18 protein-coding genes are annotated in these 17,339 nt (G+C 73.8%); 4 read left to right on the top strand and 14 right to left on the bottom strand.

Translation table 11 applies throughout. The features are described 5' to 3' along the window. Positions 1-262: 262 nt before the first annotated feature. Positions 263-739: an MSMEG_6728 family protein gene (locus BLV96_RS06870; RefSeq protein ID WP_091388882.1), complete on the bottom strand. Its 477-nt coding sequence runs from the start codon at positions 737-739 to the stop codon at positions 263-265. Between the two features lie 48 nt (positions 740-787). Here BLV96_RS06870 and BLV96_RS06875 point away from each other — a divergent pair, with 48 nt between their 5' ends. Further along, positions 788-2,383, top strand: a complete 1,596-nt coding sequence (locus BLV96_RS06875) for an amidohydrolase (protein ID WP_086685178.1) — start codon at positions 788-790, stop codon at positions 2,381-2,383. Here BLV96_RS06875 and BLV96_RS06880 read toward each other — a convergent pair. From BLV96_RS06880 to BLV96_RS06890, 3 genes are all read right to left on the bottom strand, one after another. Next, a complete protein-coding gene (locus tag BLV96_RS06880) occupies positions 2,352-2,657 on the bottom strand; it encodes a DUF1883 domain-containing protein (protein WP_086685181.1) in 306 nt (101 codons plus the stop codon). The two genes, BLV96_RS06875 and BLV96_RS06880, sit on opposite strands and share 32 nt — an antisense overlap. Positions 2,658-2,752: 95 nt before the next feature. Continuing rightward, on the bottom strand, positions 2,753-4,117 hold the full coding sequence (locus BLV96_RS49035; protein ID WP_143050922.1) for a hypothetical protein: 1,365 nt from the start codon (positions 4,115-4,117) through the stop codon (positions 2,753-2,755). 182 nt (positions 4,118-4,299) lie between these two features. Next, positions 4,300-4,788, bottom strand: coding sequence for a MarR family winged helix-turn-helix transcriptional regulator (locus BLV96_RS06890; RefSeq protein WP_086684360.1), 489 nt, complete (start codon positions 4,786-4,788; stop codon positions 4,300-4,302). A gap of 29 nt (positions 4,789-4,817) precedes the next feature. Here BLV96_RS06890 and BLV96_RS06895 point away from each other — a divergent pair, with 29 nt between their 5' ends. Then, positions 4,818-6,263 carry a phenylacetate--CoA ligase family protein gene (locus BLV96_RS06895; protein WP_086684357.1) on the top strand — a complete coding sequence of 482 codons (1,446 nt, stop codon included), beginning with the start codon at positions 4,818-4,820 and terminating at the stop codon, positions 6,261-6,263. A gap of 86 nt (positions 6,264-6,349) precedes the next feature. Next, a complete protein-coding gene (locus tag BLV96_RS06900) occupies positions 6,350-7,564 on the top strand; it encodes a hypothetical protein (RefSeq protein ID WP_208608165.1) in 1,215 nt (404 codons plus the stop codon). On the opposite strand, the gene BLV96_RS06905 is transcribed toward BLV96_RS06900, so the two are convergent. Next, complete coding sequence (locus tag BLV96_RS06905) at positions 7,561-10,122, bottom strand: tetratricopeptide repeat protein (protein ID WP_086674629.1); 2,562 nt, start codon at positions 10,120-10,122, stop codon at positions 7,561-7,563. The two genes, BLV96_RS06900 and BLV96_RS06905, sit on opposite strands and share 4 nt — an antisense overlap. A 52-nt stretch (positions 10,123-10,174) precedes the next feature. Further along, complete coding sequence (locus BLV96_RS06910; RefSeq protein WP_086674628.1) at positions 10,175-10,483, bottom strand: DUF4326 domain-containing protein; 309 nt, start codon at positions 10,481-10,483, stop codon at positions 10,175-10,177. 282 nt (positions 10,484-10,765) lie between these two features. On the opposite strand from BLV96_RS06910, the gene BLV96_RS06915 reads away from it, so the two are divergent. Beyond that, a complete protein-coding gene (locus BLV96_RS06915; protein WP_086674627.1) occupies positions 10,766-11,158 on the top strand; it encodes an STAS domain-containing protein in 393 nt (130 codons plus the stop codon). Between the two features lie 5 nt (positions 11,159-11,163). Here the strand turns inward: BLV96_RS06915 and BLV96_RS06920 are convergent, their stop codons facing one another. From BLV96_RS06920 to BLV96_RS06955, 8 genes are all read right to left on the bottom strand, one after another. After that, a complete protein-coding gene (locus BLV96_RS06920; protein WP_086674626.1) occupies positions 11,164-11,538 on the bottom strand; it encodes a response regulator in 375 nt (124 codons plus the stop codon). After that, positions 11,535-12,971, bottom strand: a complete 1,437-nt coding sequence (locus BLV96_RS06925; protein WP_086674625.1) for a PAS domain-containing sensor histidine kinase — start codon at positions 12,969-12,971, stop codon at positions 11,535-11,537. Before BLV96_RS06925 ends, BLV96_RS06920 begins: the two co-directional genes overlap by 4 nt. A gap of 41 nt (positions 12,972-13,012) precedes the next feature. Further along, positions 13,013-13,411, bottom strand: coding sequence for an ATP-binding protein (locus BLV96_RS06930; protein ID WP_086674632.1), 399 nt, complete (start codon positions 13,409-13,411; stop codon positions 13,013-13,015). 72 nt (positions 13,412-13,483) lie between these two features. After that, positions 13,484-14,128: a response regulator transcription factor gene (locus BLV96_RS06935; protein WP_086674624.1), complete on the bottom strand. Its 645-nt coding sequence runs from the start codon at positions 14,126-14,128 to the stop codon at positions 13,484-13,486. A gap of 46 nt (positions 14,129-14,174) precedes the next feature. Further along, positions 14,175-14,639: a DUF6292 family protein gene (locus BLV96_RS06940; RefSeq protein WP_086674631.1), complete on the bottom strand. Its 465-nt coding sequence runs from the start codon at positions 14,637-14,639 to the stop codon at positions 14,175-14,177. Between the two features lie 65 nt (positions 14,640-14,704). Beyond that, positions 14,705-15,406, bottom strand: a complete 702-nt coding sequence (locus tag BLV96_RS06945) for an RraA family protein (RefSeq protein WP_086674623.1) — start codon at positions 15,404-15,406, stop codon at positions 14,705-14,707. A 10-nt stretch (positions 15,407-15,416) separates the two neighbouring features. Next, a complete protein-coding gene (gene cutA, locus BLV96_RS06950; protein WP_086674622.1) occupies positions 15,417-15,740 on the bottom strand; it encodes a divalent-cation tolerance protein CutA in 324 nt (107 codons plus the stop codon). Between the two features lie 36 nt (positions 15,741-15,776). Continuing rightward, on the bottom strand, positions 15,777-17,339 hold the full coding sequence (locus tag BLV96_RS06955) for an Hsp70 family protein (protein WP_086674621.1): 1,563 nt from the start codon (positions 17,337-17,339) through the stop codon (positions 15,777-15,779).

Below are 17,339 nucleotides of genomic sequence, written 5' to 3' on the forward strand. Positions count from 1 at the left end.
CGGGCGGGGCGGTGAGGCGCGGCGGGCGGCGCGGCGGGGCGGTCGGGCGGGGCGGTGAGGCGCGGCGGTCGGGCCGGGGCGGGCCGGGGCGGCGAGTCGCGGCGGGCGGCGCGGAGCGAGGCGGCAAGGCGCGGCGGTCGGGCCGGGGCGGGCCGGGGCGGCGAGTCGCGGCGGGCGGCGCGGAGCGAGGCGGCAAGGCGCGGCGGTGCGGCCGGCTCCGCTCAGGCGGGCGCGCGGGCGGCCGGGTTCGTGGCCGCTCCTCTCACGCGGCCCGCGGCGGGCGATCCGATGCCGGCCACACGTACGGCAAGTCGTCCGGCACCTCCGGGAACCGGGCCGCGTAGTGCTCCGGGTCCTTCCGCACCAGCGCGGACCGGTGGCTGCGGTGCAGGGCTTCGTCGCCCAGCCAAGGCGGGACATCGCCGGCGGCCGCCAGCTCGGCCTGGGTGCGGACCGCCGTCCGCCCGATCGCGGCCGTGAACTCGTCGGTGAGCTTCACCGCGCACGTGTCCGCCGCGCCCAGCTCGCACCACACCGCGCACACCTCGAGGCCGTAGCGCGTCAGCGCCTCCTCGTACCCCGTCCACATCTTCGCGGCCGGGTGGTGGCGCCAGCCGTAACCCGGAACGGTCAGCGCGCGCAGCACCTGGAGCGTCTCGACGCGCTGCTTGCCCAGGCGGCGGCGGTCGAGCGTGCGGGCGCTGGCGGTGAAGTCGGCACAGGGCAGGAACGTCTGCATCCCGGCCGGGTACCCCGCGACGGCGCGTCGATGCGGGAAGATCGGGGCATGTCCGCCGACCTCGTCTTCACCGGTGGCCCCGTGCTCACGAGCGGCGGCCGGGCCGCGTTCGCGGCCGTCCGCGGTGACCGGATCAGCGCCGTCGGCGACGGTCCCGCCCCGCACATCGGCCCGCGCACCGAGGTCGTCGACCTGCGTGGCCGGTTACTGCTGCCCGGATTCCAGGACGCGCACATCCACGCCGTCGGCGGCGGGGTCGAACTCGGCAAGTGCGACCTCACCGGCGCCACCAGCGTCGCGAGCTGCCTCGACGCCGTCGCCGCGTACGCGCGGGAAAACCCGCGGCTCGAGTGGCTCACCGGCAGCGGCTGGTCGATGGACACCTTCGCGGGCGGGCTCCCCCACCGCCGGCTGCTCGACGCCGTCGTCGCCGACCGGCCGGTCGTCCTGGTCAACCGCGACCACCACGGCGCCTGGCTCAACAGCGCCGCGCTTCTCCGCGCCGGCATCACCGCGAACACGCCGGACCCGCCGGACGGCCGCGTCGAACGCGACGCCGAGGGCCCCACCGGCGTCCTGCAGGAAGGCGCGATGGACCTCGTCACCCGGCTGCTGCCGCCGGTCACCGAGGCCGACGAGCTCGCCGGGCTGCTGCGGGCGCAGCGGCTGCTGCACTCGCTCGGCGTCACCGCCTGGCAGGACGCGCTGCTCGGCGCGTACGGCGGCATGCCGGACCCGTCGCGGGCGTACGCGACCGCGGCGGAACGCGGGCTGCTGAGCGCCCGCGTCACCGGCGCGCTCTGGTGGGACCGCGACCGCGGCGCCGAGCAGCTCCCGGATCTCCTGGAGCGCCGGGAGTCGTTGCGCCGCAGCGGGTTCCGCGCCGAGACCGTCAAGATCATGCTGGACGGCGTCGCCGAAAACCACACCGCGGCAATGCTCGGTCCGTATTGCGGCACCGGCCACAGTGGACTGAGCTTCGTCGACGCGACGGCACTGCGCGAGTACGTGACGCTCCTGGACGCGCACGGCTTCCAGGTGCACTTCCACGCGCTCGGCGACCGCGCGGTGCGCGACGCGCTCGACGCCGTCGAAGCCGCCCGCGCGGCGAACGGCCCCGGCCGGCGCCACCACCTCGCGCACCTGCAGGTGGTGCACCCCGACGACGTCCCGCGGTTCGCGCGGCTCGGCGCGACCGCGACGATCCAGCCGTTGTGGGCCGTGCACGAGCCTCAGATGGACGAGCTGACCATCCCCTTCCTCGGCACCGAACGGGCGGCGTGGCAGTACCCGTTCGGCGCCCTGCTGCGGGCCGGCGCCGCCCTGGCCGCCGGCAGCGACTGGCCGGTGAGCAGCCCCGACCCGCTGCAGGGCATCCACGTCGCGGTCAACCGGGTCCCGTACGGCGAGGACGTCCCCGCGTTCCTGCCGGACCAGCGGATCGGCCTGGCCGAAGCGATCACCGCGTACACGGCGGGTTCGGCCTACGTCAACCACCTCGACGACACGGGCACGATCCGCCCCGGGCACCGCGCCGACCTGGTGGTGCTCGACCGCGACCCCTTCGCAAGCCCCGAGCACGAGATCGGGGCCGCGAAGGTCGCGCTGACGTTCACCGGGGGCCGGTGCGTCCACGAGCCATGACGGCGGGCTCCGGTTCGACGCTCACCCGCGGCCGCAGCGGCAGGTTCTCCAGCCCTTCGACGTCGAGCACGAGGAACCAGTGCGCGTTGGCCGGGATGTGGATCTTGAACATCGGTGCGGTGGCCACCCCGCCGTGCATCCGGTAGTACTGCCGGCGCCGGTAGGCCTGGAAGTTGACTTCCGTCAGGAGCCTGACGTTGGCCATCGCGTCCAGCCGGATGGTGACCACCGCGTCTCTTCGCACTTTCCCGAGATCGAACACATTCGCTTCCATTTCGCCCCTCTTGACGTGTGGGTTGTGGTGGTGGCGGTGGCGGGCAGCGCGGAGCACGCCGCGCACCGCGACGACGAGGTTGATCGGGGCGGTGATCAGCCGGGGCCGGTACCGGGCTCGCAAGGCCGCCAGAGCGGCACGAAGTTCCCGTGCGACCGCGTGAACGCCGGCGCCGCGCGGGGCCCGTGATCGGGAACGAGGAAGGCGGGCGGGATGGTGGGGGCGGTCCCGCAGGCGGCATCGGCAGGCGCCGGCGACCGGGGGGCCGGGGTGTGCCCGGGCACGCCGGCCGGGTGCGCGGGCGTGGCGCGGTGCTGCGCCGCGCGGTGGGCCTTGGCGGCGGGGTTCACGGCCGGGCTCGCGCAGTCGCGGGCTTGGGCGGTCGGGCCGGCCGTGCGGGCGGATCGAGCGGCTGCCGTGGGTTCGGGGGTTGCCGCCGGTGACGGAGTTTTCGCTCGGAGGGCCGGGGTGAAGTGGAGTTCGGCGGCGAGTGGGTCGGCGGTTTCGGTGCCGGGTCCGGGATCTCCGAGGGGTTTCACCGCGGGAGCGACGACGGTCCCGGTAACCGGGGTGGCCACGGGTTCGAGGGTTTGCCCAACCGGGGTGAGGACCGGCTCGAGCACCGGCTTGACGGCACGCACCACATCCGACACAGGCTCAAGCACGGGAGCGGCCGCCCGCACAACCTGCGAGACGGGCTCGAGGACCGGCTTGACCAGCGACCCGGCACCGTCGGCCAGTTGGGAGACCGGCTCGAGCACGGGGGCGGCCGCACGCACAACCTGGGACACCGGCGCGACGACTCGCGGCACCACCTGAGCCACGGGGGCGACGGCTCGCGCAACCGGCTCGACCACCGGGGCAGCAGCCCGCACGACCTGCGAGACAGGCTCGGCTACGGGAGCGGCCGCACGCACGACTTGCGAAACCGGCTCAACCACCGGCGCCACGACTCGCGGCACCACCTGGACCACAGGGGCAGCCGCACGCACAACGGACGAAGCCGGCTCGACGACCGCGGCAGCCGAACGCACGACCGGGGACACCGGCTCGGCCGCGGGAGCCGCCGCACGCACAACCGGCTCGACCACAGGAGCCGCCGCACGCACGACTTGCGACACCGGCTCAACCACCGGAGCCACAACTCGCGGCACAGCCCGAGCCACCGAGCCGGCCGGCCGCACAACCTGCGAAACCGGCGCCGCAACCGGCGGCACCGGCTTGGCCACAATCCCCGCAGCGCGAACCGCGCGCGAGATCGGCGAAACCTCCGCCCCACCGGACGGCTCCCCTGACACCGCGGCCACCACCGCACCCAGCGGATCCGAATCCCGCCCCGCGGCCTCGGCATGCCCCGACAGCAACCACGACACGAGCCACAAGCCCGCCGCCGCGCCCACGACCACCAGCGCGCGCCGGGTGGCGGCTCTGACGCCACCCCTGTCGCGGGCCCTGGTCACGGTCGGTTTACCTCCGGATGCTGAAAGCAGGTCTGGGACGTACCCCCCAACGGCCTTCTCCACACCCCGGCAACGCGCCACCTGGCGCTACCACTCGACCGGACTAGCACTTTTTGTCAGCAAGCCTGAGTAAATCCGCCACATGGCCGAGACCGGTACACCAGCTGCGGGGCCGGTAGAAATCAGCCTTCCTGCGAACGCCGATGCGACGACAGCGCACCCAGTGCGAGCACCCCGTGCTGGAGCCCCTCGCGGAACGTCGCGCGCTGGCCCGGGCTCAGGTCGGCCAGCAGCGCGTCCTCCACCTCCGCGACCGCCGGGGCGCAGCCGGCCAGCAGGGCGCGCCCCTCGTCCGTCAGGCCGGCCAGCAGGACTCGGCGGTTGTCCGGCTTCGGGGTCCGCGCGATCAGCCCGCGCTTCTCCAGCGCCAGCACCATTTCGTGCATCGTCTGCGGACGCAGGAACGAACGCCGGGCCAGCTGGGCCGAGGACAGCGCGCCGCTGGCGTCGAGCACCGTCAGGGCCGTGTACTGCAACGTCGTGAGCCCGACCGGGCGCAGCGCGTCGTCCAGCAGGGCCCGGATCGCCAGCTCGAGCCGTTTGACCAGGTACAGGGTCAACGGCGGGCCGGCGGGCTGCTGCTCCGCGGACGTGCTCACGCCGCCCATCATGACACGTGCCCCCGCTATGCTCGGCGATCATGGACCTCGGCCGGCAGACCCGCGTGCGGCAGGCGCTCGACACCTTCTTCGACCCGCCCGGGCCACCGCCGGAAGACCACGTCCTGGACCTCTTCCGCCGGACCGCGGAAACCGTGCCCGCGTACCGGAAGTTCCTCCGCGACCACGACATCGCGCCCGGGGAAATCCGGACCATGGCCGACTTCCGGACGCTGCCCCTGCTCGACAAGGACGGCTACCACCGGAAGTTCCCGCTGCCCGAACTGTGCCGCGGCGGCACGTTCGCCGGGCTCGACATGATCGCCGTCTCCTCCGGTTCCAGCGGCCACCCGACGATCTGGCCGCGCGCCCTCGAGGACGAGCTGCACGTCGCCCGCCGGTTCGAAACGGTCCTCGTGGACGCCTTCGAAGCCGACCGGCGCAGCACCCTCGCCGTCGTCTGCTTCCCGCTCGGCACCTGGGTCGGCGGCCTCTTCACCACGGCGTGCGTGCGCCACCTCGCGGCCAAGGGCTGCCCGATCACCGTGGTGGCGCCGGGCAACAACAAGGCCGAAATCCTGCGCGTGCTCCCCGAACTCGCGCCGCACTTCGAGCAGGTCGTGCTGCTGGGCTACCCGCCGTTCGTCAAGGACGTCGTCGACACCGGCGTCGCCGACGGCGTCGACTGGCCCGCGTACGCGATCAAGCTCGTGCTGGCCGGCGAGGTCTTCAGCGAGCAGTGGCGCGAGCTGGTGGGCCGGCGGGCCGGGGTGACCGACCCGGTGCGGCACATCGCGTCGCTGTACGGCACGGCCGACGCCGGGGTCCTCGGCACCGAAACGCCGATGTCGGCCGGCATCCGCCGGTTCTTCGCCGACCACCCCGAACTGGCGCGCGAAGTCTTCGGCGACGCGCGGCTCCCGACGCTGGTGCAGTACGACCCGGCGAGCCGCTTCTTCGAGGTCCACGAGGGCACGCTCGTCTTCACCGGCGACGGCGGGATTCCGCTGATCCGCTACCACATCGCCGACGACGGCGGGGTCCTGCCGCACACGGAGCTGCTGGACTTCTGCGCCCGCCACGGCTTCACGCCGCCGCCTGGGCCGGAGCTGCCGTTCGTGTACGTGTTCGGCCGGTCGCTGTTCACCGTGTCGTTCTTCGGCGCGAACGTCTACCCGGAGAACGTGACCGTCGGGCTGGAGCAGCCGGGCATCAGCGACACCGTCACGGGCAAGTTCGTCATCGAGTCGGTCGAGGACGAAGACCGCGACCGCCGGCTGCGGATCACCGTCGAGACGGCCCCGGGCGCGACCGCCGACGCCGACGCGATCGCCGACGCGGTGGCCGGCCAGCTGCGGCGGCTCAACAGCGAGTTCGCGCATTACGTGCCGGCCGAGCGCCAGCGGCCGGACGTCGTGCTGCGCCCGGCGGGCGACCCGGAGTACTTCCCGGTCGGGGTGAAGCACCGCTACACCAGACGGTCCTAGTCCTGCCCGGACGGGCAGGGATCTCCGCCCGCGGCGCGTCCCGGACGCGCGTTCCCGGTGATCGTCCCGGCTGGGATACCGGATTGATGGCCCGAGCAGCGGACGCGATGGACCGTGGCGAGCGACCCCGGGTGGCACCGCCCGCCCGGCAGCCGGACCGGCGTCCGGACCTGCGCGGCCGCGAGCGGCTGCTGCTCGCGCTGCAGGAGCAGGCCGGGAACCGGGCGGTGCAGCGCATGGTCACGGGATCGCGCGGTCCCGTCGTGCAGCGGGCGACCGGGCTCGCCGCCGACGTCGGCGGTTTCGTCGGCGGCCTGGCCGGGGTGTTCGACCACTGGAGTGATTCCGGTGCCGACGCGACTTCCCGCATGAAGGCACTCGCCGCGGCCATCAACGCCGGGCTCGCCCGGGTGGGCGTCCCGAAGATCGGCCTGTTCCCCGGTCTGGCCGGGACCGGCGGCTCCGTTCTCGGCACGTTCAACCCCGCGGTGTGGATCCTGGACGTGTCCCTCGCTTCCCTGCAGCGACCCGCTCTGGGCACTCAGGAGCGTGCCGAACTCGCGGACACGGTCCTGCACGAAAGCCGCCACGCCGAGCAGTTCTTCCGCGTGGCGCGGCTGCTGTGCGCCCGGGAACTCGCGGCCGCCTCGGGCAAGAAGAAGGAGCGGCGGGACGCCAAGACCATCGCCGCCTCGGTCGCGAAATCGCTGAACATGGATCAGGGCGTGGTCGAAACCGCCCAGCAGCAAGGGGGCGGCCTGACCCAGGAGGAGCAAGCGGAAGCGGACTCCTGGGCCAAGACCATCCCGAGCAACGACGACGTGCAGGCCGAGCTGAAGAAGAAGCGCGTCGCCTGGAACCGGTCCCTCCAGGACGTGCAGGACTTCCACAAGGACTACGTCGCCACCCCGAAGCAGCCGGGCAACCCGCGGATGCCGGTCGCCGGCTCGGCGTTCCAGGATCGGTTCAAGGAGCTGGAGAAGGGATTCGAGCTGGCGTACGCGCAGTACCGCCAGATCTATCGGGTCTACCAGCTGCAACTGTCGTTCGAGGCGGACGCGTGGCAGATCGGCCGGGCGGCGCACACCACCGTGGCCAAGCAGCCGCCCCCGGACCTGGACGCGAAGCTCGCCGACCTCCGCGCGCCTTGGGACCTGGTGTTCGCCAACTGGCGAGCCTGGCTCTTCACCGCTCCGCCGCGGCCCCACCGGGATCCGGCAGCCATCCAGCCGCTGGTGCAGCGCCACGCGATCCCCGCCGAACTCGAACCGCTGCGCGACGACGTCGAGCCGGCGTCCTAGGGGCGGGCGAGCTTGCGGAACCGTTCGCGCCGGTCGGCGGCGGACGAGCCGTCCGCGATGTCGTCGTCGAACCACGTGCTCAGCGCCGTCCACAGGTCGGCGCACGCCGCGAAGCCGGTGACCGGGGACTGCTCGGCCAGTTCGGCGATGTCGGCGGCCAGCTGGTCGAGCCGCTGGTCGCACAGGCGGACGTACTCGCGGACGACGATGTTCGCGTCCAGCCCCGTTTTCCCGCCCCGGCCGGCCGCGCCGCGCAGCTGGGCGTGCAGCCGTTCTTCGCTGTACAGCGGGAAACCCGCGATCGATCCCGGGTAGCCCGAGTCGGCCGACCACGCGCGGAACGCGCAGATCGCCTGGTAGCGCGTGTACCAGTCCTGCTTGCCGGTGGCGAGGTCGGCCAGCTTGCGCCAGGCGTCGCGGTCGGCCGAGCGCCAGCGGTCGACCGTCCGGTCGTCCGGCCCGGGGTCGGCGGCCCGGGCGCGCCAGAAGTGCGCGCGGCAGGCGGCGATCTCGCCGACGAGCCGGCGGACGTAGCTGACCTGTTCCCAGACGTGGGCCCGCTGCGGCCGCAGCGGCGCGGCGCGGTCCGGGGAGAACGTCACCATCTCGAAGACCCGGAACAGCTCGTGCCCGCGCAGCGCGACGAGGTCGGGGTCCTCCCCCATCACCCACGACCGGCGCTCCGGCAGCCGCCCGCTGTGGCTGATCGTCGCGGCGTGGTAGAGCTCGCGGACGGCGCGGCGGGCCACTTCGTCCCGCGCTTCGCCGACCAGACGCGGGTTGCGCGCGCGGTCGCGGAGGTCGCGTTCGCCGCGCGGGCCGACTTCGAGCATCGCCACGGCGTACACGCTCGCCGCGTTGTAGCACTCCTCCCACGACTTGCGGGGACCGGCGGCTTCGACGGTGTCGTCGAGGGCCTGGGGATCCGGCGGCCAGCGCCGGTCCGGGCAGACGTCGGCCAGCCGCACCCGGCTGGCCGGGTAGGCGGGCTGGGGCACGGGGACCGCGCCGGTCACCGGCTCGACGTCGGCCATCGCGCGCCGCACCACCGACCAGACCAGGGACAGGTCGAGCGCGCGGTTGGTCAGCTGGTGCCAGCTGCTGCGCCAGCGCCGGCCGAACCGGCGGTAGTCCGCGATGAGCCGTTCGATCTCGTACTGCGACAGCGCGCCGAGGTACGACCGCATCTCGGCGGCGCGCTGGTTGTATTCGGCGAGCCGCTCCGGCGTCGCCTCGTGGACGACGATCTCCTCGACCGTCGCCTTCAGCACCCGGCGGTGCAGTTCGAGGCGTTTCTCCGGCGGGATCGCGTACGGCCGCACCCGCACGTCGAGCTCGACGTACCGGCGGAAGCGCAGCTCCAGCGCCGTCCGCAGCTCGGTCCGGCGCAGCGCCCGGGCGTCCCCCGGCGCGCCCGCCGTCGTGCGCCGCACCCACCACGAGCCGGCCACGGAGTCGCCGTGGCCGAGGACGAGCGCGTGCCGGTAGCGGGCGATCAGCAGCGCGACGGCGCGCCCGCGGCCCGCGTGCCGCGGCTGGCGCGCGAAGTCCGGGCCGATCCACCAGCGGGCCAGCGCCGGGTGGCCCCGGCTGCACACGGTGATCACGTCGTCGTACGTCGCGAGCGCGTCGAGGTGCAGGTCGAGCTGCTCCTGCAGGGCGGCGATCTCGAGCCTGATGTAGACGTTCGACGGGTCGAGGCTGACCGCGCGGTAGTACTCGGCGAGGGCTTCGTCGTAGCGGCGGTGGGTGATGAAGTGGTTGGCGCGCTGGTAGGCGTCGAACAGCTCGTACGGGATCTTCGCGCCGCGCCAGGCCGCCCAGTGGATGTTGGTGCGGACGTACGCGCTGCGCGGGATGACGAGCGCGGCCACGGCGTTGGCCGCGCGGTGCAGCACGCGCGGCCAGTTCTCGTCCTCGATCACCAGCGGGCTCGCGGCGAACCGCGGGACGCGCACGAGTTCCAGGATGAGCTGGTAGCGGCCGGTGGTGTTGCCCGGCCGGACCGTGCCGGTCACGGTGAACGCGGCGGGCGGCTGGGCGAGGCGGACCAGCTTGGTCGCGGCCTTCCACCAGCCTTCCGCGGCGTCGCCCGCGTGCTCGACGATCTGGATGAAGTCGTAGGAGCTCCCCGCCCCCGGCACCGGGGTCGGCGTGTAGAGCCGCGAGTCGTTGAGGATCCGCTTGAACGCGGCGGTCAGCTCGACCGCGGAGTCGATCTCGCGGTCGTGGCTGCCTTCGGGGCGCTCGTCGGCGAAGAGCCGGATGTCGATCTGGTTGGCGCGGAAGGCGGCGGCTTCCAGGCGGGCCCGGCCGATGAAGTAGAGCGTCAGCACCGCGCCGACGACCACGACGGACGTCTGCAGGACGGTCCAGGTGATGACGCTCGCGACCTTCGGGTCCCGGACGAAGGTCCAGCCCTGGAAGAACGGCAGGTAAGGCACCACGGCGAAGCCGGCCGCGACGAGTCCCGCCGTCACCGCCGCGACCCACCACCGGATCCGGTGAGCCGCCGGCAGTTCCGCCTGATCGAAGCCTCCGAGTCGTCGCGCGGACACCGTCGATCACCCCCTCGTGTCGCCAGGTTACTCGCGGAGGGGGTGTGGTTCGTTACGGCCCGTGATCCGCGATCTCGGCGATCACCTGGGCGTGGCACAGTTCGGGGACGCACCAGCAGCCGAGCCGCTTCCCGCGCAGGTCCGGCAGGAGGGCGAGCAGGTCCGGCCGGGACAGCAGGTGCTCGCGGTACCGGGCCAGGACCTCCTCGCGGGAACCGTCCGGGCCCGGCCGGAACGGGCTGGCGAGCTCGGAGCCCGCGAGGTGCCAGCCGCCCCGGTGCATCGGCCGCCCGACGTAGACGACGTCGGCGTACCCGGGGTCGTCGCGGTGGCCTTTGAGGTTGACGACGGTGGTGGGCATGCGTGCTCCTTCCGCACCGGCCAGCCTGGCGGTTGCGGCTCGGGGCCGCCAGCCTGCAGGCCGGTCCGCACGGGCGCCGTGAGCCGCCGCCTGTCCCCCATTGCGGTCGGCAAGGTGCACCCCCGTGGTCCACCTAGTGCATCTGCACTATGCTGAGGGCTCACGGTTGAGCCGTCAGCCGCTGCCGGACGTTCCGCGCCCGGGCCGGCAGGCTGCCTTGACCGGCACCCTCTCGCCCTACGTCCGGCTCGCCCCCGCTGCCCGATGAAAGGGTGTGCCGCGATGGTTCCTGAACCTCGCTCGGCCGACCACGAGCTCATCTCCCCCCGCGGCCGGATCGACGCCGGCCGCATGACCCTGCACGTTTCGCACCCCGCCCCGCGCGCCGTCTCCGTCCGGGTGGGCGGCGAGGTCGACCTGAGCACCGCGCGCCTGCTCGACGAGCTCCTGCGGACGCGCATCCGCGGCGACGTCACCGAGGTGGTCGTCGACCTGTCCGGCGTCACGTTCATCTCGGTCGCCGGGCTGAACTCGCTGCTGCGTGCCCAGCTCCTCGCCGACGCCGCCGGCGCGCACCTCACGGTCGACCCCGGCCGGTCGCGGGCCGTGCGGCGGCTGTTCACCGTGCTGCCGATGGACTTCTACGGCGTGATGAGCCCCCGGCCGGTCGGCTGAGGCGTTCAGGACGCCCGGCCGAGCCGCCGGACGGCCTCGACGATCTTCGCGTTCGGCACGCCCTTGACCAGGTACTCGGTCACGCCGGCCGCGGCCAGTCCCGCCATCGACGCCCGGTCGGCGTAGGCCGAGAAGGCGAGGATGGCGGTGTCCGGGCTGCACCGGGCGATCTCGCGCGCCGCCCGGGCCCCGCCGCCGCCCGGCATCCGGACGTCGAGGACCGCGACCGCGGGCCGGTGGTGCTCGGCGAGCCGGATCGCCTCGTCGGCGTCCCCGGCGACCGCGACCACGGCGATGTCGGACTCGGAGTCCAGGACCTCCTTGAGGACGTCCCGGATCATCTCGTCGTCGTCGGAGATCAGCACCCGCACCTCGGTCATGGCTCCAGTCCTGGGACGTCGGGCAGGATCGGCAGCCAGAACTCCACGGTCGTGCCGCGGCCGGGGGTGCTCTTCACCGACAGCCAGCCGTGGGCCGCTTCGGCCCGTTCGTACATCTCGACCATCCCGAAGTGGCCCGCGGCGGCGTCGCCGGCGGCCATGCCGACGCCGTCGTCGGTGATCCGCACGAGCGTCCCGTTGTCCACTGTGGACAGGTGGAGGTCGACGCGGGTGGCCCGGGCGTGCTTGTGGACGTTGCTGAGCGCTTCCTGGCAGATCCGGTACAGGGTGATCGCGGCAGCCGGCGACGGCTCGGCGGTGAGCTCGTCCCGCACCGAGTGCGCCAGTCCCCAGCGACCCGCGACGTCGTCGACGTAGCCGGACACCGCCTCGACCAGGCCGTGGCGGTCGAGCTCCGGCGGGCGCAGCCGGGACACCAGGCCCCGCAGCCGGCCGATGGCGGCCTGCACGGACTCGTCCAGCCCCGCCACGGCGCTCGCGTGCGGCTCCGGCAGCCGCGAGGCGAGCAGCTGCAGGCGCATGGCGACGGCGACCATGGACTGGATCGACTCGTCGTGGACGTCCCAGGCGATCCGGCGCCGTTCGACCTCCTGGGCGTCGACGAGGTGGCCGACGAGCCGGCGGCGTTCGCGCAGGGCCTGTTCGGCGTTGCGGCGTTCGGTCATGTCACGCGTGACTTTCCCGAAGCCCTGCAACCTGTGCCGCTCGTCGAACAACGCCGTGATCACGACGTTCGCCCAGAAGCGGGTGCCGTCCTGGCGGACGCGCCACCCCTCGTCCTCCAGCCGCCCCTCCCGGGTGGCGACCTCCAGCTCCCACGCCGGTTTCCCGGCCGCGACGTCCTCCGGCGGGTAGAACACCGAAAAGTGCTGCCCGATGATCTCCTCGGCGGTCCACCCCTTGATCCGCTCGGCACCCGCGTTCCAGCTCGAGATGTGCCCGCCCGGGTCGAGCATGAAGATCCCGTAGTCCTGCACGCTCTGCACCAGGAGCCGGAACCGCTCCTCGCTCTCGCGCAAGGCCTCCTCGGCGGCGCGGCGTTCGGTCATGTCGCGGGCGACCTTCCCGAACCCCTCGAGCCGGTGCCGCTCGTCGAACAACGCCGTGATCACCACGTTCGCCCAGAACCGGGTGCCGTCCTGGCGGACCCGCCACCCCTCGTCCTCCAGCCGCCCCTCCCGGGCCGCGACCTCCAGCTCCCACGCCGGCTTGCCCGCCGCCACGTCCTCCGGCGGGTAGAACACCGAAAAGTGCTGCCCGATGATCTGCTCGGCCGTCCAGCCCTTGATCCGTTCCGCGCCCGCGTTCCAGCTCGTGATCCGGCCCCCGGTGTCGAGCAAGAAGATCGCGTAGTCCTGGACGCTGCGCACCAGCAACCGCAACCGGTCCTCGCCGCGCCCGTCGTCGTCCATGGGGCAACTCTGCCGGATGGGAGCCCGGCCGGCACGGCGCGTCAGCCGGCGAGTTCGGCCGACGGCGCGGACAGCGCACACCAGACCACCTTTCCCAGTCCGTGGCGCGCGGTTCCCCAAGCCAGCGACAGCCGCTCGACCAGGGCGAGGCCCCAGCCCCCGTCGGCACCGGGCGAGCGGCGCACGGGCGGCGCCGGGTCGTCGTCGAACACCTCGATGCGCACGTGCCCGGCCCCGACGCTGAGCCGCAGGACCGGGCGGCCGGCACCGTGCTGCAGGGCGTTGGTCGCGAGCTCGGTGAGCAGCAGCAGGGCGTCGTCGACGACGGAGTCGCAGGCCCAGGCCGTCAGCGTGAGCCGCGCGAACCGGCGCACGACGGCCAGCCCGCCCGCCGGATCGGTCAGGGCGCACTCCGCGGTGAGCGGCGCCGGGGTGTCCACGGCGTCCAGCGTGGCGGGCACCGCGCGGGCGCACGAGATGCAAACCCCGGCCCGGTCACTGGTGCAGGTGCATCAGCCGATCAGGCCCTCGCGCCGCGCCACGGCGACCGCTTCGAGCTTCGAGCGCGCGCCGAGCTTCTCGAGCACGCGCTGGACGTGGTTGCGCGTGGTGTTGCGGGAGACGCCCAGCCGCTCGCCGATCTCCTCGGTCGTGGCGCCCTCCGCGAGCAGGTCGAGGGTCTCGCGCTCCCGCGCGGTCAGCTCCGCGCCGCGGGCGGGCGCCCGGCCGGTGAGCCGGTCGAAGATCTCGGGCAGCAGCTCGGGGTCGAAGACCACGCCGCCGGCGGCCACGTCGCGCACCGCGGACTCCAGCACGCCCAGCTGCGACGACTTCAGCAGGAGCCCGGCGCCGCCCGCCTTCGCCACCTGCACGGCGACCGACGGCGTCGCGTCGCCGGTCAGCACCAGCACCCGCGCGCCGGTTTCGCCGAGCTCCGCGAGGATGCCGAGCGCGTCCCCGTCGGCGAGGCGCCGGTCGAGCAGGACGACGTCCGGCTCGTGCTCACCCGCGTCGGCGACGGCTTCGGCCCGGGAGCGGGCGCGGCCGACCACGGTGATCCCGTCGGCGCGGTCGAGGGCCAGCTGCAGTGCCTCGGCCACCATGTCGTGGTCCTCCACCAGGAGGACGCGAATGGGGTTCGGTTCGGCGCTGGTCACGGGGTTCCCTCGGTGGACGGGTCGCTGCCGGGCCCCATCCTAGGCGTCACCAGGCCGGTGAGCTCGGGCGCAGCAATCCCTCGGGGCCGGTGACCGGCAGCCAGTCGACGAGATCCTCGTGGCGTCCGGCCGTGCGGAACACCGGCGGCCGGAAGGAGCCCGCGGGCGGGCCGGCGAGCCGCAGCACCTCGAGGAACCGCGCGACCGCGCGCGGCGGTGGCAGGACCTCGGCCCCGCCGAGGTAGGCGAGGACCTTCGGCGCGCCACCGCCCGCGGGCTCGACGACCGCCGACCAGCCGTGCACCTCGTCCCAGATCAGCGCCAGGTCCTGCCCCGGCAGGTCCGGGAGCGCACGGTCGAGCGCCACGTAACCGGAGGTGGGCACGTCGAGGTCGAGCGAACACGACTCGAACCCGACGCCGGCCGCGCGGGCGACCCGGGCGAGGTAGGCCCGCAAGCCGCGGGCGAAGTGGTACTCGATGTCCTTACCGAAGTCGATGAGGGTGTTCATGATCTCGCCTCCCACGCCGCCGCTGCGCCGGGATACCCCCTTCGGGCGAAGATCACACTTCCGGGTTACTCCTCGATCGCGCCGCCGACGGCCCGCAGGTGCGCGCGGAACGTCAGCGCCGGATCCGCTTCGCGCGCGGCGAGGAAGTCGGCGAAGCGGACCTGCTGCCGCAACGGCTCGCCGGCCCGGATCCGGTCGGCCTGCTGGCGTTCGGTGTCGCGGATGCCCTCGGCGAGGGTGAAGAGCTCGCTCGCGCGGTCCAGCGGGAGGAAGACGACGCCGTCGTCGTCGCCAGCCACCAGGTCCCGCGGCCCGATGCGCCAGGTCCCGACGATCGCCTCGTCGAGGCCGCCGTCGACGCGCGGCCCGAGGCTGAGCGGACCGGTGGGGATGGACCCGAGGCTGAACACGGGCAACCCGATCGCGCGGACGTCGGCGGTGTCGCGGTGCAGTCCCCAGATCACGACCCCGGCCAGCCCGGCCGCGCGCGCTTCGAGGACGACGAGGTCGCCGACGCAGCTTTCGTCGAGGCGGCCGCCGTTGTCGACCACCAGGACGCCACCGGGGGTGGCCTGCTCGAAGGCCTCCAGGAACACGTCGACGCTGCCGACGTGCCGGGCCGGGATCGCGGGCCCGAGCAGGCGGGTACCGGGCACGACGGCGTGCGTCGGCGCCGGGGCGCACCGCACCGGGAGGCCGGCACGGATGCAGGCGTCGGCGAGGTGGGCGGTGGTGAGGGTCTCGAAGCGCTGGCGAAGGTCTTCCATGCTCTCGAATCTAGCCAGCGGTTTCGGTGGCGAGCCAGGAGAGATAGGCCGCGCTGCCGCCGACGATCGGCGTGGCGACGATCTCGGGCAGGTCGTAGCCGTGCAGCTGCCCGATGCGCTCGGTCAGCGCGGGGACGCGGGCGGTCGTCGTCTTGATCTCGACGCGCCATTCGTGGTCGGTGCGGACTTCGCCTTCCCAGCGGTAGACGCTGGTCACCGGGCCGACGATCTGGGCGCAGGCGCCGAGGCGTTCTTCGATCACCTTCGCGGCCAGCTCGCAGGCCGCGGTCTCGGAGTCGGTCGTGGACGTCACGATCACGTGCTCTGCCGCCATGTCCGCGAGGCTACCGGCGACCCGGTCCCTTCCGGCTCAGGTCGTCGGCCTCGCCGTCGTCGTGGTCGTCGGCGTGGTGGTCGTCGTCGGTGTCGTCGTGTGCGTCGGGGTCGTCGTCCGCGGCGGGGTCCTCCGCTTCGTCGTCGCCGGTGGGTTCGTGTGCGGGGCCGCCACCGTCGCGTGCGTCGTCTCCGGGGCTTCCGGGGACGGCAACGTCACGAGCGTCGGCGTCCCGGTCTCCGAGCTCGTCGCCGGTGGCGTGCTCCCCGAGCCGCTTCCGCCGGAACTGCTCACCGCCACCGCCACGCCGCCGATCGCCACCACCGCCACCGCGCACAACCCCACGACCACCCCTCGGCGCGAGGCGCGGCGGCCCGGGCTCGCGTCGGGCTTCGCACGGCCCAGCGACGGCGGCGGCGTCCCCGCGCCGAACCCCGGCGTCGCCAGCTCGCGGGTCTCCTCCCGGGGCGCCGGCACGCGCGGGACCGGGAGCGGGGGCGGCGGTACCGGCTGGGCGCGCGTCGCCTGGACCAGGCCCGAGCGGCCGGACGCCAGCGCCGCCGCGCCGAGGGCGACGCCGTACTTCGGGTGGATGTCCACCGCCGTCGGGCGGCCCAGCTCCGCCGACACCAGCTGGGACACCAGCGGGATCCGGGACGAACCGCCGACCAGCAGGACCGCGCCGAGGTCGGCCGGGCGGAGGTTCGCCGAGCGCAGCGCCCGGTGCAGCGACCCGATCGTCGCCGTGATCGACGGGCGGATCATCTCCTCGAACTCGCCGCGGGTCAGCCGGACCTCCGTCTGCACCGACGGCAGCAGCACCGGCACGGCCGCCTCCGTATCGGCCGACAACGCCTCCTTCGCCAGCACGCACTCCTGGCGCAACCGCACCACCGCCGCCACCGCGCCCGGGTCGTCCGGGTCGATCCGCGACAGCTTCCCGTCCAGCGCCCGGTCGACGTGCCCGAACACGGCCTCGTCGAAGTCGACGCCGCCGAGTCCCTCGATGCCCTCCGGCGAACCGAGGATCTCGAACCCGGTGCCGCGCTTGCGCAGCACCGTCGCGTCGAACGTGCCGCCGCCCAGGTCGTACACCGCGACGACCGCGCCGTCGTCCAGCCGCTCCTGCGCAGCGTAGTGCGCCGCCGCCGCTTCGGGCTCGGTGATCAGGCCGACGTGGTCGATCCCGGTCAGCCGCGGCACCTGCTCGAACAGCTCCCGCTTGTACGGCCCCCAGTTCGCCGGGTGCGTCAGCGTGATCCGGTCGGGCCGGCCGCCCTGCTGCCCGGCGACCGTCCGCACCACGTACCCGAGCAGGTGCGCCATCAGCGACGCCACCGAGTGCGGCGCGCCGCCGAGCAGCACCGGCGTCGGGTCGCCCAGGCGCCGCTTGAACTCCCGCGCGACGCGGTCCGGCTCGACCGCCGCGCGCCGGCTCGCCGCGTCGCCGACCAGCACGCCGCCGTCCGCGCGCAGCAACACCACCGACGGGATGGCCGCCGTGCGGTCGCCGAGCGACACCATTTCGACGTGGCCGGCGCTGTCGACGGCGGCGGCCGTGAAGGTCGTGCCGAGGTCGATGCCCAGTCCGTAGCCCAT

This window comes from Amycolatopsis pretoriensis (genome assembly GCF_900107925.1).
GTDB classification, from domain to species: Bacteria; Actinomycetota; Actinomycetes; order Mycobacteriales; family Pseudonocardiaceae; genus Amycolatopsis; species Amycolatopsis pretoriensis.